Source organism: Micromonospora sp. ZG13, assembly GCF_059359355.1.
This window is the reverse complement of the sequence record NZ_JCADBQ010000018.1, coordinates 80,014-94,779: the sequence shown is the minus strand read 5'-3', so window position 1 is coordinate 94,779 and position 14,766 is coordinate 80,014. Positions and strand designations below refer to the sequence as shown.

The 14,766-nt window shown below is 71.1% G+C and carries 14 protein-coding genes; 7 read left to right on the top strand and 7 right to left on the bottom strand.

Annotated features, from left to right (window positions below; genetic code table 11):
• Nucleotides 1-114 precede the first annotated feature (114 nt).
• The 6 genes from AC5L34_RS26235 (at nt 115) to AC5L34_RS26210 (ending at nt 5,779) form a co-directional block, all read left to right on the top strand.
• Complete coding sequence (locus tag AC5L34_RS26235; RefSeq protein ID WP_441177771.1) at nt 115-840, top strand: FadR/GntR family transcriptional regulator; 726 nt, start codon at nt 115-117, stop codon at nt 838-840.
• Nucleotides 837-1,688, top strand: a complete 852-nt coding sequence (locus AC5L34_RS26230; RefSeq protein WP_441177770.1) for a sterol desaturase family protein — start codon at nt 837-839, stop codon at nt 1,686-1,688. The genes AC5L34_RS26235 and AC5L34_RS26230 overlap by 4 nt, the downstream gene beginning before the upstream one ends.
• Nucleotides 1,685-2,353, top strand: a complete 669-nt coding sequence (locus AC5L34_RS26225; protein WP_441177769.1) for a lysoplasmalogenase — start codon at nt 1,685-1,687, stop codon at nt 2,351-2,353. Before AC5L34_RS26230 ends, AC5L34_RS26225 begins: the two co-directional genes overlap by 4 nt.
• Nucleotides 2,354-2,518: 165 nt before the next feature.
• Nucleotides 2,519-3,439: a polyphosphate polymerase domain-containing protein gene (locus AC5L34_RS26220; protein ID WP_441177768.1), complete on the top strand. Its 921-nt coding sequence runs from the start codon at nt 2,519-2,521 to the stop codon at nt 3,437-3,439.
• Nucleotides 3,440-3,446: 7 nt separating this feature from the next.
• Nucleotides 3,447-4,124 (top strand): DUF4956 domain-containing protein, encoded by a 678-nt coding sequence (locus tag AC5L34_RS26215; protein ID WP_441177767.1) that lies wholly within the window; start codon nt 3,447-3,449, stop codon nt 4,122-4,124.
• Complete coding sequence (locus AC5L34_RS26210) at nt 4,124-5,779, top strand: CotH kinase family protein (protein ID WP_441177766.1); 1,656 nt, start codon at nt 4,124-4,126, stop codon at nt 5,777-5,779. The genes AC5L34_RS26215 and AC5L34_RS26210 overlap by 1 nt, the downstream gene beginning before the upstream one ends.
• Before the next feature lie 46 nt (nt 5,780-5,825).
• Here the strand turns inward: AC5L34_RS26210 and AC5L34_RS26205 are convergent, their stop codons facing one another.
• The 4 genes from AC5L34_RS26205 to AC5L34_RS26190 form a co-directional block, all read right to left on the bottom strand.
• Complete coding sequence (locus AC5L34_RS26205) at nt 5,826-6,767, bottom strand: hypothetical protein (RefSeq protein WP_441177765.1); 942 nt, start codon at nt 6,765-6,767, stop codon at nt 5,826-5,828.
• Nucleotides 6,768-6,862: 95 nt separating this feature from the next.
• On the bottom strand, nt 6,863-7,918 hold the full coding sequence (locus AC5L34_RS26200; RefSeq protein WP_441177764.1) for an enediyne biosynthesis protein: 1,056 nt from the start codon (nt 7,916-7,918) through the stop codon (nt 6,863-6,865).
• Nucleotides 7,915-9,819, bottom strand: coding sequence for a CRTAC1 family protein (locus AC5L34_RS26195; RefSeq protein ID WP_441177791.1), 1,905 nt, complete (start codon nt 9,817-9,819; stop codon nt 7,915-7,917). The genes AC5L34_RS26200 and AC5L34_RS26195 overlap by 4 nt, the downstream gene beginning before the upstream one ends.
• 451 nt (nt 9,820-10,270) lie before the next feature.
• The gene (locus tag AC5L34_RS26190; protein WP_284040366.1) at nt 10,271-10,966 is read right to left on the bottom strand and encodes a MerR family transcriptional regulator; all 696 of its coding nucleotides are present in this window, start codon (nt 10,964-10,966) and stop codon (nt 10,271-10,273) included.
• A 400-nt stretch (nt 10,967-11,366) separates the two neighbouring features.
• On the opposite strand from AC5L34_RS26190, the gene AC5L34_RS26185 reads away from it, so the two are divergent.
• A complete protein-coding gene (locus tag AC5L34_RS26185) occupies nt 11,367-12,143 on the top strand; it encodes a helix-turn-helix domain-containing protein (protein WP_363626466.1) in 777 nt (258 codons plus the stop codon).
• Nucleotides 12,144-12,411: 268 nt separating this feature from the next.
• On the opposite strand, the gene AC5L34_RS26180 is transcribed toward AC5L34_RS26185, so the two are convergent.
• From AC5L34_RS26180 to AC5L34_RS26170, 3 genes are read right to left on the bottom strand one after another with little or no spacing between them, the layout of a single operon-like run.
• Entirely contained in the window at nt 12,412-13,773 is a 1,362-nt protein-coding gene (locus AC5L34_RS26180; RefSeq protein ID WP_441177763.1) for a cytochrome P450, read from the bottom strand.
• The gene (locus AC5L34_RS26175; RefSeq protein ID WP_441177762.1) at nt 13,770-14,303 is read right to left on the bottom strand and encodes a flavin reductase family protein; all 534 of its coding nucleotides are present in this window, start codon (nt 14,301-14,303) and stop codon (nt 13,770-13,772) included. The genes AC5L34_RS26180 and AC5L34_RS26175 overlap by 4 nt, the downstream gene beginning before the upstream one ends.
• A 20-nt stretch (nt 14,304-14,323) precedes the next feature.
• Nucleotides 14,324-14,764, bottom strand: a complete 441-nt coding sequence (locus tag AC5L34_RS26170; protein ID WP_088999821.1) for an acyl-CoA thioesterase — start codon at nt 14,762-14,764, stop codon at nt 14,324-14,326.
• Between the last annotated feature and the right edge of the window lie 2 nt (nt 14,765-14,766).

The following is a 14,766-nucleotide window of genomic DNA, read 5'->3' as shown; positions in this document are numbered from 1 at the left end:
CCCCCGTCCTGGATCGCCAGCGTCACGATCGACGACTGAGCCTGCTGCCGGCCGGCGGCACCGACTGGTCCAACCAGTTGACGGGTTGATGTGTGCCAGGCCACACTGCTCGGCATGGCGTTCGCTCCCGTCCCCCGCTCCTCGGTCTCCGACCACGTCTTCGGCCAGATCCGCGACGCGATCGTCAGCGGCGTCTACCGCCCCGACGAGGCGCTGCCCGGCGAGCGGGAGCTGGCCGCCACCTTCGGGGTCAACCGGCACGCCGTGCGGGAGGCCCTGCGCCGCCTTCAGCAGCTCGGCCTGGTGCGGGTCAGCCAGGGCGACGCCACCCGGGTGCTGGACTGGCGGGTGCACGCCGGGCTCGACCTCGCCCTGTCCCTCACCCGCTTCCACGACACCCTGCCGGTGGACACCCTGGTCCGCGACATGCTCGAGATGCGGGCCTGCATCGGCGTCGACGCGGCCCGGCTCTGCGCCGAGCGCGGCGACCCGGCCGCGCGGGCGGCGATCCTGCGGGCCGTCGAGGAGTACGCGGGCCTGGCGCCGGACCTCACCGGGATGGGCGAGGCCACCATCGTGCTCTGGCGGCACATCGTCGCCGGCTCCGGCAACACCGCCTACCTGCTGGCCTTCAACAGCCTGGTGGCCGGCGCGCTCGCCGTCGGCGAGGTGCCGCCGCAGCGGCGCGCCGCGGAACTCCTCGACGTCGCGGGCCACCGCCGGCTCGCCGACGCCATCGTCACCGGCCGGGCCGCCGACGCCGCCCGCGAGGCGCGGGCCCTGCTGACCGCCCCCCTCACCACCCCCGCCGCAGCACCGAGAAGGGAAGCCCGGGCATGATCCCCGCCGTGCTCTACGCCGTACCGGCGTTCCTGCTCCTCATCGTCGTCGAGGCGCTCTCCTACCGGTTCGCCCCCGACGACGGCGAACGCGGGTACGAGCTGCGCGACACCGCCACCAGCCTGACCATGGGCGCCGGCAGCCAGGTCATCGGCGTGCCGTGGAAGCTGGCGACGATCGGCCTCTACGCCGCCGCGTACACCGTCACGCCGATCCAACTCTCCCCCACCAGCGTCTGGACGTGGGTCCTGCTCTTCTTCGCCGACGACCTCGCCTACTACTGGTTCCACCGGTCCCACCACGAGGTACGGCTGCTCTGGGCCGGGCACGTGGTGCACCACTCCAGCGTCTTCTTCAACCTCTCCACGGCCCTGCGGCAGAGCTGGACCCCGATGACGTCCGTACCGTTCTGGCTGGGCCTGGCGCTGCTCGGCATCCCGCCGTGGATGATCTTCCTTCAGCAGTCGGTCAGCCTGCTCTACCAGTTCTTCCTGCATACCGAGCGGGTCGACCGGCTGCCCAGGCCCATCGAGTGGATCTTCAACACGCCTTCGCACCACCGGGTGCACCACGGCGCCAACGCCGAGTACCTGGACCGCAACTACGGCGGCATCCTGATCGTGTGGGACCGGCTGTTCGGCACCTTCGAGCCCGAGCGGGCCACCGTCCGCTACGGCCTGACCAAGAACATCGACACGTACAACCCGCTGCGGGTGGCCACGCACGAGTACCGGGCGATCTGGGCCGACGCCCGGGCCGCCTCGTCCTGGCGGCACCGCCTCGGCTACGTCCTCGGCCGACCGGGCTGGCAGCCCGCCGCGCACGCGCACCCGGCGGTGGCCCGATGAGTCTCCTCTGGCTGTTCGGCGTGGTGGCCGCCGTCGAGCTGATCGGCGTGGCGACCGACTCGACCCTCCTTCAGTGGCTGGCCAAGCCCCTGCTCGCGCCGGTGCTGCTGGTCCACCTGCTGCGGGTACGCCGGCGCGTCGACCCCGTGGCCGTCGGCCTGGTCTTCGCGACCGGCGGCGACATCGCGCTGCTGGTCTCCGGCGACACGGCGTTCCTCGTCGGCATGGGCTGCTTCCTCGGCACCCAGGTGGCCTTCCTGACCGCCTTCCTGCGCCACCGGCGGCCGCCGGTCGTCGCGGTCGCCGCCTATCTCGCCTGCTGGGTGGCCGCCAACCTGGTGCTGTGGAACTCCCTCGGCCCACTGCGGCTGCCGGTGCTCGGCTACAGCCTCGCGCTCAGCCTGATGGCCGCCGCCGCGGCCGGCGTCTCCCGGCGGGTGGCCCTGGGCGGAGGGCTTTTCCTGATTTCCGACCTGTTGATCGGGATGGGCGCCGCCGGCTCCCGGATCCCCGGCCACGGCCTGGCCGTGATGACCACCTACATCGCGGCCCTGCTGCTCATCACGACCGGCTGGATGGCGGTGACCGCACGTCGGGACCGTTCCACGGCCACCGTCGACGGCCCCACGGCCAGCCCGGGGCCGGTGCCCGACGGCGTCCGGTAACCGATCCGACGGCGCCCGCCGGTCCTGCCCGGACCGGCGGGCGCTGCCGTCTCCGTACGGGACACCCGGCGTCCACCCGGGATTCACAAGGCATCCACACGCCGCTCACAGGTCGGCGGGTTTGGCTGGCGCCTGACCCCGTCCACCTCAGAGATCGGTCCCGTCATGCGCCTTCCGTTCCGTGCCCGGCCCGCCCCCTCCGGCGTCGACGAGCCGCCGGATCCGGGCAGCCGCCCGGTCCCGCCGGCCACGGCCGGCGACACCGACCGGGCCGGGCACGCCCTGCGGGCGCCGAGCAGGCTGCACGCCTTCAACCGGTACGAGATCAAGTACCTCGTCGACAGCGGCACCGCGCGGGCCCTGCGCGACGAGTTCGCCCGCCGGATGGAGCTCGACAGCCACGCTGGCATCGCCGGCTACGGCGTGTGGAGCGTCTACTACGACACCTCCGAGCTGCGCTTCTACTGGGAGAAGATCGAGGGTCTCCGGTTCCGTCGCAAGCTGCGGATCCGGCACTACGGCGACCGCTCCACCATCACCGACGACACCACCGTGTACGTCGAGATCAAGCAGCGGGTCAACCGGGTCACCCAGAAACGCCGCATCGCCCTGCCGTACCGGCTCGCCCGCGAGCTGTGCGACCGCCGCGTGCCGGTCGACCACGACGAGTCCCAGCGCGCCTTCGTCGAGGAAGTCCTCGAACTGGTCTCGGGGCTGGACCTGCGTCCGGTCGCGATGACCGGCTACCAGCGCGAGGCGTTCGTCGGACGGGACGCCGACGCGGGCCTGCGGATCACCATCGACCACCGCGTCCGGGGCCGCGACCGCGACTTCCACCTGGGTGCCGACGCCCAGAACCGGCTGATCGTGCCGGCGAAGCTCTCGGTGCTGGAGATCAAGGCCAACGAGCGGGTGCCGTACTGGCTCACCGACCTGGCCGCGCGGTCGAACATGTCGGTCGTCCGGATGTCCAAGTACTGCCAGAGCGTCGAGGCATTCGGCCGCGCCCCCCGCTCCGTCTTCCACGTCGTCGACGGCGACCCCGCCGCCGACCTGTCCCCCACCACCGTCCCCAGCGAGGCATGAGACCACCATGGACTTCACCTTCCAGGACCTGTCCGGCACGTTCAGCGTCGCGGACATCGCGCTCGCCCTGTCGCTGTCCTTCCTGCTCAGCGCCGCGATCGGCTGGGTCTACCGGTTCACCCACCGCAACGTGTCCTACAGCCAGTCCTACGTGCAGACGTTGGTCGTCCTCGGCATGCTCATCTCGCTGATCATGTTGGTGGTCGGATCGAACATCGCCCGGGCCTTCGCGCTGGTCGGCGCGTTGTCCGTGGTGCGGTTCCGCAACGCCATCAAGGAGACCCGCGACGTCGGCTTCATCTTCCTCGTGATGGGTGTCGGCATGGCCTGCGGCACCCGCTTCTACACCCTCGCCGTCGTCGCCGCCGTCGCGATCGGCATGGTCATCCTGGTGATGTACCGCTTCAACTGGTTCGCCTCCTCGGTGCAGCGGCAGGTGGTCAAGGTGCAGGTGCCGCCGGACGGCGACCACACCGCGTCCATCCAGGACGTGCTGATCCAGCACACCAGCGAGTTCGAGCTGGTCAGTATGGAGACGATCCGCGGCGGCGCGCTCACGGAGATGATGTACACCGTGCGGCTGCGCAAGGGCCACGAGCCGGGCCAGCTCATCTCGGCGCTCAGCGCCCGCACGTCCGGCCAGCGGGTGACGGTACTGACCGGCTACGACCAGACGGACCTGTGATGTCGGCACCCCCCGTCGGCCCGGGTCGCCGCCTCCTACGCCGGGTCCCGGTCCGCGTCCGGCATTACTGGCGGCTTCTGGCGGGCTGCCTCGCGTTCCTCGCCGTCCTGCTGGTGGGGTTCAGCACGGTACGCGTGCAGCCGTACGTCACCAGCGGCGGCGGCCGGTCCGGCGACGACGTGACCCAGAACCTCGCCGGCACCCGGGAGCTGTTCGATCCGACGGTCGCGCACAGCATCGCCCTGACGTTCCGCGACGCGGACTACGAACGGATGGTCGACACCTTCGCCAAGGAGGGCGAGAAGGAGTACCTGGAGGCCGACCTGACGATCGACGGCACCACGATCCCGAGCGTGGGGGTACGACTCAAGGGCAACTCGACGCTGGCCGGGCTGACCCGCGACGGGGAGAGCATCGGCAGGGCCGGCGGACGACCCGGCGGGCAGGGCGACCCGGCAGGGGGCGGGCCCGGTGCCGCACGCCCGGGTGGGGTGCGGCAGGGCGACGCCCCGGCGGCCGGCCCGGCCCGACCCGGCGGGGGCGTCGCGCGTACCGGGCTCCGGACCGAGGAGCCCGAGACGCTGCCCTGGCTCATCCGGTTCGACGAGTTCGTCGAGGGCCGCCGCTACCAGGGGCACCGGGAGATCGCCCTGCGCGTCGGCGGCATGGGCGGCGGGTCGACGGTACTCAACGAGGCCGTGTCCCTGCGCGTGCTCGCCGGGGCCGGGGAGGCGTCCCAGGGCTACGCGTACTCGCGGTTCGTCGTCAACGACCGGCCGGCCACGGCCCGGCTCGTGGTGGAGCACCCGGACGGCACCTTCGCCGACGGGCTCGACGGCGACGGCGTGCTCTACAAGTCCCTGGCCACCGGGAGCTTCACCTACCAGGGCGACGACCCCACGGAGTACCAGGACGACTTCAGCCAGGTCACCGGCAAGGGCGACCAGGATCTCCAGCCCGTCATCGACCTGGTGCGGTGGGTCGCGGACAGCAGTGACGCCGAGTTCGACGCGCACCTGGCCGGCCACGTCGACGTCGAGTCCTTCGCGCGCTACGTCGCGGCGCAGAACCTCCTGCTCAACTTCGACGACATGGCGGGCCCAGGGCGCAACTACTACCTGTGGTACGACCTGGCGACGAGGAAGTTCACGGTTGTCGGCTGGGACTACAACCTGACCTTCAGCGGCAGTGCCGACCAGGGGCCGCACGACACGGGCCCGATGGGCGGCGGTTTCCCGGGTGGGCAGTTCCGGCCACCCGGCGGCCAGCCCGCACAGGCCGGCCAGGCGCCGGAAGCCGGCCAGACCCCGCAGGCCGGGCAGGCACCGGAGGGCGCGCGGGCGCAGGACCGCATGCCTGGGCAGGGCGACGGGGATCGGGCCGGCGGCGGGCCCGGCGGGGGCCACCGGCTCAAGGAGCGCTTTCTCGCCAGCGCCGCCTTCAAGGCCGGCTACGAGGAGGCATACCGCGAGTTGTACCGCGAGATCTACGCCGACGCGACGGCGCTCACGGCGCTGGACGACCTGGCCGGAGTGGTCTCGACCATCGACGGGCACGACGCCCAGAGCCTCGCCACCGACGCGCAGCGGCTGCGCACGCTGATCCGGGAGCGCACCTCGCACCTGGCCACGGACGAGGTGATCACGAGGGGCTGACCCGGTGGCGGGCCCGGACGCGTGGCCGGGCCCGCCACCGCGACGGTCAGTTGTAGGGCATCGTCGGGAACCACCCCACCCCGAAGATCGCCGGCACGCGCAGGTCCCAGTAGACGACGGTGAAGACGCCCAGTGCGACCAGCAGCGCGCCGGTCACCGTCGCGGCGCGGCGCGGCGACGCCATCCAGGCGAGGAAGCGGCCCCGGCTGGCCAGGATGAGGACCGCGAAGAGCACCGCGACGATCAGCACGTTGCCCAGCGACTGGAGGGCGAAGGCGAGCGCGCCGTACGCCGGGTTGCCGGTGTCGACGGCCCAGTGGAACAGCTTGTTGAACAGCGGGTACGGCCGACCGACCAGGAACCCCCCGACCAGGGCGCCCATGACGACCACCCGCGCCACCGGCCGGCGCGCGAAGACGTCCGGCAGCAGGCCCAGGGCCGCCAGCCCCAGGTAGGTCAGCGCGAGGCCGATCAGGCCGAAGACCACCGACGACTGGATCAGGCGTACGGGCATCCCGCCCACGGTGTCGGTGGACAGCTGCGGCAGCCGTTCGCCGAGCAGCACCCCGAGCGCGCCGTAGGTCGCCGACACCGCCAGCATGCCGACCGTCAGCCAGGCGACGGGACGCAGCAGCGACCGTACGCCGTAGCGGTGCCCGGCCGCGCCGGCCTGGCTCATCGGGCCGACGGAGGCCGCCATCGCGATGTTGCAGGCGGTGAAGGTCCCGGCGAAGCCGGACACGAAGGCGAACAGCAGCCCCGCCGCGGTGCCGGTGATGGCGGTGCCCTTCGCGTCGTGGCCCAGCAGGGTGTCGGCGACGGTGTCGCCGATCACCGAGTCCACCAGCTCGAACGACCAGAGCACGGCGAGCAGCACGCCCGCCGCGGCGCTGATCACCGCCGTCCGCCCGGGGCGGGCCACCGGCCGGGGTACGGATTCCGGCGGCACACCTCGCAATGGGGCCTGCGGGCTGTGGTGCACGCTCATCGCCTCGCTCTCCTCTCTGACATGTGGGTCGGTCGGGACGAGGTCCGTCGCCGGCGGACCCTCCCGGGGTCGCGCCGGCGACGGACCGACGGTCGTCAGGTGACGGCGGGCCGCACCTGCGGCGCACTCTCACGCCGGGAGCGGTCGCGCAGCCAGATGCCCCACCAGAGCAGGCCCCGGGCGAGACAGACGATCGTCACGGCGAAGAAGAGCGTGTAGACGACGTTGAAGGCGATCAGCACGCCGTACACGCCGGCGACGCTCGCGCCGAACATGAACTGGGCCCGACCCGAGGTGGGCGTCGTACCGGGGTCGGTGATCATGTAGTTGGTGAACAGCACGAACGCGACACCGGTGATCGGCAGCAGGGCCGCCCAGAGCGCGACGTCCCAGATGAAGTGCCGCACCAGCGCCTGGATCACGAAGCCGCCGACCCAGCCCACGATCAGCGGGATCTTCTTGGTGAGCACCCCGTTGAGCACGGTGCCGGCCGTCAGGATGACCAGTGGCACGAGGATCCGGATCATGTCCGGCACGTCCTCGGTGAAGTGGTACGGCGGGGCGATGTTGACCCAGGAGAAGGCCACCAGGGTCACCGTGATGCCGAAGTTCGACGGGTTCATGAAGTGCCGCATGCGGCCCTTGATCGGCGCCAGGAAGATCGCCTTCTGGCCGATGGCGACGACCACCGCGAAGGCGATGGGCCAGAAGTTGTCGTTGGCGTAGAGCAACATGTTCGCGGCGAGCGCGGTGATGTGGGTGGGCAGCAGGAACGTGTACATCCCCCAGGCGCCGTTGCCGAGGAAGGCGGGCGGGCGCTTGTTGGCCCGGGCGGTGACCAGCTCGACCGCGATCTCGGTGGCGTAACCGACCGCCAGGGCGAGCAGCGGCCAGGTCCAGGGCTGCTCGAAGCCGAGCACCGTGTACCCGAGGATGTTGAAGACGCTCATGGAGATGGCGAAGTTGCGCAGGGCCAGGTAGCGGGGGTCCCGCCGGTCGACCCGCGGGGGCGCCCCGGGCGTGGCCGCCACCGACGCGTTGCGGTCGAACGTGACGGCCGGCGCCGGGCCGAGCGGAGCGTCGGCGACCGCGGTGCCCCCCACCCCCCGCACGTCACTGCCGGTACGGGCGCTGTCTCGGACGTCGGTCATTTGGGCATCTCCTGGGCTTTGTCCGTGAGCATGATCGTGTGCCAGCCCGCGGCGAGGTCGAGGGTCTGCTTGTGCACGCCACCGTTGAGGTCGCGCCAGGCGATCTCCGCCGAGACCGGCTTGTCGCCGGCGTCGCCGAGGCCGAAGAAGACGTCGAAGCTGCGCTTGCCCGAGTGGCCGCTGCCACCGTCGAGCTGCGCGACGCGGATACGGCCGTCCGCCGTCTTCACCCGGACCTGGGCGCCGTACGCGGGCGAGCCCCGGCCGTCCTCGCCGGGCCGGCACAGGCGCAGGCCCAGGAAGTTGTCGCTGCCGGGCTTGTCGTTGCGGTAGTACGACGGGGCGCCCCACTGCCGGGCCACGGCGAAGTCCTGGCCCCCGTCGCCGTTGGTGTCCGCGACGGCCACGCCGCGGCTCGGGGTGCTGTCGGTCATGCCGAGCTCGGCGCTGATGTTCGCGTAGCGCCCGTTCTTCTCCCGGACCCAGAACGCGAACGGCTCGGAGCCGGCGATGTCGTCGCCCGGCTCGGCCTTGGGCCACATGCCGGGGTTGCGGAGCATGAGGTCGTTGCTCATGGCCAGCTCCTGCAACCAGGACCAACGGTTGATCTCGCCCTTGACGAACCCGGCGGTCTGGACCACCGACATCTCGCCGCTGTTGTCGAAGTCCGCCATCTTGGCGTCCCAGCCCCAGCCGACCCAGGCCATGTTGAGCTCGGCGGCCTTGTTGTCGAAGACGGCCTTGCCCTCGCTCAACCGCTTGCGGGCGTCGGCCAGGCTCGACGAGTTGTTGCGCCAGACGAAGTTGCTCTCCTCCAGGCCCCAGGAGGTGGTGATGTTGCTGACGAACATGTCGAACTTGCCGGTACCGCCGAGGTCACCGAACTCGATCGACATGCCCTTGAACGAGTCGTGCCCGACCACCATGGACTTCGGGGTCAGCGCGCCGCGGCGGCCCTCCGCCATCGCGAAGCGGATCTGGCCCGGCGTGGAGACGTTGTGGAAGAAGCGGTCCCGACCGAAGTCGTTGGCCAGGTACAGCTCGGGCAGCAAGTCGCCGTCGATGTCGGCGGAGCCGGCGCCGAGGGTCCAGCCGGTGGCGTACTCCGGCGGGATCGCGGACTGCTCGACGTACGTGGCGCTCGGGTTGTCGCCGCTGGTGGCGGCGGTCCAGCGCAGCACGTGCGCCCCGCCGGCGTTCTGCGCCCGGGACAGCGAGTGGTTCATCTCGACGTTGGGCTGCCCGGCCGGGTCGAGCACCTGACTGTCGGGGAAGTAGTTGAAGACGCCGATGTCCGGCCGGCCGTCACCGTCGAAGTCCGCGACCGCGACCGCGTTGGTGTTCCAGAGCTTGCCCTGGTACTCGCCGCTGGAGGAGGACGGCTGACCGACCAGCTCGGTGGGGTGGAAGGTCGCCTTGGTCAGCGGCCCCGTGGCGGAGGCGCGGTGCAGGAACAGCACCGGCGTCCGACCCCAGTAGTAGCCGAGCAGGTCGGTGCGGCCGTCGCCGTTGAAGTCGCCGGGCACGCAGCCCATCGGCGCCATCGCCTTGTGGGTGGGCAGGGGCGCGGGGTCCAGCACGAAGGGCGCATACCGGGCGGGCCCGTCGGGCGACGGCGTGACGATCATGCTGTCGCTGCGGGTGTCGACCAGGCAGAGATCGTTGGCGATCAGGTCGCCGTCGAGGTCGTTCGCCGCGACGGCGGCGCCGACCGAGGACACCCAGGCGCGGATGTGCTCGTACTCGGGGTTCACCGGCCGCACGCTGCGTTCCGGCAGGCCGGGCGGCAGCGCGATCGGCAGCTCGGTGAAGCCGAACCGCGACGCCAGCGTCTGACGCTCCTCGGCCGACGCGCTGGGCAGCCGGGCCACGGCGAAGAACGCCGCCACGAGGACCAGCACGAAGACAGCGGGAATGATTCGGCGGATCGCGCCGACGGGTTGGGATGGCAAGGGTTCCCCTCCAGATTCGGCCACCACCCGTGCCGCGCAGCGGCGGATTCACCGTGCTGCGGCCGGGTCTGGCGACGGGCAGTGTCGGCGACTGAGAAATGAATGAATCGTCCGGCGGCGCGTTCTTTTCCTGTCATTCATGGACAGTTCATTGCCGACGGAACGGGCCATCCTCCACGCGGCGCTACGGCGTTCGTTGCCGGCGCCGCCCATTCCCAGCCGATCGCGGCATGTCGTGCGTCCCTTCACGATGCCTGGCGAACCGGCTGCGAAAGTCGCCACCGGCCCACTTATCGTGGCGGGACCACGGCCCGAGTTCTTCTCAAAGGTTGCTCAGTGGCCGACTGCGCCGTGCGCGTTTCGGGCGGGGCGGATCCGCCATCTCACCCGTTCGACGCCCTCACTCAACCGTATTCAACGGGAATCGAAGCGCGACGTGGTGTTCGTGCGCCATGCGGCGCAGGGCGGACAGGGCGACGCCGAACAGGACGCTGCGCACGATCGCCGGGCCCTTCTCGGTACCGCCCTCGGCGGCGACCAGGTCGAGTTCCGACACCACGAGCTGCTCGGCCGCGCGGGCGTAGGAGGTGAAGAAGGACACCTCGGCCTCACAGCCGAGGCTGCGCAGCCCGGCCAGCACGTGCGCCAGTACCTCCCCGCCGGAGAGGCTGGACTCGCGCGACCAGCCGAGCGCCTCGGCGAGGTCCGCCACCTCCTCGCGCGCGCAGTCCACCGCCTCGCGGCCCAGGGTCTCGGACCCGTCGAGGTAGAGGGCCTGATCGAGGACCTGGTAGGCGTCGCGCAGGGTGAGGTCCTCGTCGTCGATGGCGGCCAGGATCTCCCGGACGGACGACAGGTCCAGCCCGGCGATGCCGGTCAGGGTCCGGATCAGCCGGATCCGCCGCAGGTGCCGCTCGCTGTAGTCGGCCTGGTTGCGACCGGTCGGCAGGCCTGCGGGGAGCAGACCCTCACGCAGATAGAACTTGATCGTCGGGACTGACACGCCACTCTGTCTACTGAGCTCCGAGATACGCACGCGTCCTCCGCCCTGGCGAACGTTTGGGCAATCTTGCCATAGAGATCGATCATTAGCCATTGATCGACACTCGTCGCCGTCTGGATCGGCGGGGCCGGCGGCGACGGCGCGGCCCCCTCGATCGGCACGCATCGGAACGGGCCACCGATGTCCGAAAAAGTACGCTAAGGATCGACAGCCCGGCAGCACAGATACTGGCGAGTTCCACAATACAATTAGCAATCCGAACGATCTTCACCTGGGCCGATAGTGGCACGCACCGATTCTGCGCATGAATTGATAAGCCCCCCTCCGTCACTCCGCGCTACGCTCCGAACGCAGAAAGTGTTGACCGGCCCGCCAGGGCTCGGCTAGCATCAACTGCGGTTAGCGGGGAATGGTGACCGACTGGCATCCTTATTGACTTCAGTCGATTCACCACATCCACTCATTGGGATTGTCCGCAATCCGGGGGAGACAAATGCACGACAGCGCAGAACAGGCAGTGGAACGGGCCATCGACACCATGCGCAGCAATTTATCCGAACAGTTGACAGTGGATGACATGGCGCGCGCAGCCATGTTCAGCAAGTTCCACTTCACACGGATCTTCCAGCGTGTGACCGGCATCTCGCCGGGACGGTTCCTGTCCGCGATCCGCCTCCAGGAGGCCAAGCGGCTGCTGACCACGACGAGGCTGAACGTCACGGACATCAGCCTGCGGGTGGGCTACAACAGCGTGGGAACCTTCAGCACCCGGTTCACGAGGAGCGTCGGCCTGCCACCCACCACCTACCGGCGGATGGGCGGCTTCACTCCCCGCATCCCCACCCAGCGTCCGACGGGTCAGACGCAGGGCACCATCACCGGGCAGGTCACCGCGCCCGCACGCGGGCCGGCGCCCGGGCTCATCTTCCTGGGCCTGTTCCAGCACCGCATCCCCGAGGGCCCACCGGTACGCTGCGCCATCCTCGAGTCGCCGGGCGCGTACCACTTCACCAACGTGCCCGACGGCACCTGGTACCTGCTGTGCCACTCGGTCTCCGGCGACGTGCTCCGGCTCGAGCAGGACACGATGATGGTGGCCGCGGTGGGCCCGCTGGTCGTGCACGGACGTCAGACCCTGACCGCCGACGCCCACCTCAAACAGGTGTCCAAGATCGACCCGCCGGTCCTCCTGGCGCTGCTCGACAGCCGCAAGGCCGCGAGCGAACGCCAGGCCCAGCGGGAGAACCGGTCCCAGATGTACGCGGCCTGACCCCGCCAGCGGCGGGAGCACCGCGTACCCCCCGGGCGGCACCGCGCACCGCCGCCTCCCGGGGCCGGACACGAGGACCCCGGCCGCCGACGCCCCTGACGGGCGCCGGCGGCCGGGGTCCCGCCATGAGGCCCGACGCGCGGCCCGGCGGGACCAGGTGCTGCGAGCGCCTCCGTCGTCGCCCCCGCGCGGGGGGCCGCCCCGGGCCGCCGGGTGGGCGCGTGCCGGACCCGCGGGCGCCGTGGCGCCCGCGGGTCCGGCACGGAATTCAGTCAACCTTGTGCACCGTCATCGGCAGGCCGCCGCGCACCCGCAGCGACAGCATCGGCTCGGGCACCACCGGACGGCCGGGCACCCCCGCCAGACGCACGTCCCGCAGCAGCATGGCCAGGACGAGGGTGGCCTCCATCATGCCCAGGTTGTTGCCCACGCAGAACCGGGGGCCGGCGCCGAACGGGATGTACGCGTAGCGGGGGCGCTCCGTGCTGCGCGCCGGGTCGAAGCGGTCGGGGTCGAACCGCTCCGGCTCGTCCCAGAACCGGGGATGCCGGTGCAGGGTGTACGGGGAGATGAGGATGTCGGCCCCCGCCGGCACGTGGTAGCCGCCGATCTCGTCGTCCTGCTGGGCCTTGCGGGGCAGGAGCCAGACCGGCGGATAGAGCCGGATGGCCTCCTCCACCACCATCGTCGTGTACCGCAGCCGGTGCAGGTCCTCGTACTCGGGCAGCCGGTCGCCGAGCACCGTCACGGCCTCCTCGCGGACCCGCCGGCGGATCTCGGGATGCCGGTCGAGCAGGTGCAGGCTCCAGCCCAGCGTGCTGGCGGTCGTCTCGTGCCCGGCCAGCAGCAGCGTGACCAGCTCGTCGCGCAGCCGTTGGCGGGCCACCCGCGGATCCTTCTCCAGCCGGGTCGAGACGATCAGGCGGGACAGGACGTCGTCGCGCCCGTCCACGTCCCGGCCCCGGCCGGCGACGAGTTCGTCGACGACCCGCTGGAGGTGCCGGCGGGCGCGCCGGAACCGCAGCTGCCGGGGCAGCGGAATCCACGGCGGCACGGCGCTGAGCGTCTCCAGTTCGAACATCGCCTGGTCCTGCACGGCCGCGAACGACGCGCCGACGCCGTGGAAGCCGCTGAGCTCGGCGTCGAGCAGGGTCCGCCCGAGCACCCCGAGGGTCAGCGTGGTCATCTCCTCCAGCACGTCGACCGGAGGGCCGTCGGCCCGCTCCGTCAGCCGCTCGACCAGCAGCGCGGCCTCCTCGCCGATCACGCCCGCGTACTGGGCGAGCCGCCGGTTCTGGAACGCCGGCTGGATCACCCTGCGCTGCTTGCGCCACAGCTCGCCCTCGCTGGTGAGCAGCCCGTCGCCGAGCGCCCGGCGGGCGTGCACCAGGCCGATGCCCTTCTGGTAGTTGGCGCTGTTGTCGGACAGCACGTGCTTGGCGTGGTCGGGATGGTTGAAGAAGTAGAGCTGCTTGGGCCCGACCGGCAGCCGGGCCGCGTCGCCGTACCGCTCCGCCGCCAGGGTCATCATCCGCAGCCGGTCCCGGCCCATCAGGATCAGCATGTGCAGGGCGGCGGGGCGGGGCGGGCCCGGCGGCGTACGCCGGGCCCCGCCCTGGATGGTCGTCATGCCGCCTCACTCCGCTCCTGCTCGACCTGACGGAAGCGGCCGGAGAGGAAGAGCAGTGCCTCCCCGTCCGTGCGGCGCTCCAGGGAGAGCAGCCGGCCGAGGAAGATGGTGTGGTCGCCGCCGTCGTAGGAGCGCCACACCTCGCACTCGAAGTGGGCGAGGGCCCCGCTGATCAGCGGGGCGCCCGTCGTCGCGCCGGGGCGCCACTCCACCTGGTCGAACTGCTCGCCGCCGAGCGGCCGCCGCCCGTCGGCGAAGTACCGGGCCACCTTCTCCTGGTCGTCGGTCAGTACCGAGACCGCGAACTCGCGCGTCCGGGAGAGGCAGGCGTGCATCACCGCGTTGCGGTCGACGCACACCAGCACCAGCGGCGGGTCGAGCGACACGGAGGTGAACGAGTTGGCGGTCATCCCGTGCGGGGTGGCACCGCCGACGGTCACCACCGTGACGCCGGTGGCGAACGCGCCGTACGCCCGCCGCAGTGCCGTCACGTCGGGCGTCCCGACGGTGAGTGTTCGCTGTACGTCCACGACGTCTCCTTCTCGCGCCGTCAGGAGCGCCGCGCCGAGGTGTACGGCGCGAGCGCCGTCACCAGTGCCTCCGGCACCCTGGCCGGCGCGGTGCGGGTGTTCGGGCCGCGCATGCAGGCGATGCGCTGCCGGCCCCGGGCCACCAGCGTCTCGCCGCCGTCCCGGTCGAGCTTGACGTAGTCGAAGCTGAACTCCAGCTGGGTCTGCGCCAGCTCCACCAGGCGCATCCGGATGGACAGCTCGTCGAACGCGGTGATCTCGGCGAAGAACTCGCAGTCGACGCGGAGGGTGAACAGCTTCAGGTCCTCGCGTACGTCGGCGAGCACGTCCGGGGCCCGTTCCTTCAGGAACATCTCCCGGCAGCGGCCCTGCCAGCGCAGGTAGTTGACGTAGTACACGTTGCCGACGAGGTTGGTCTCCTCGAAGCCCACCGTGTGCAGGTACTCGAAGTACTTGTCCATCG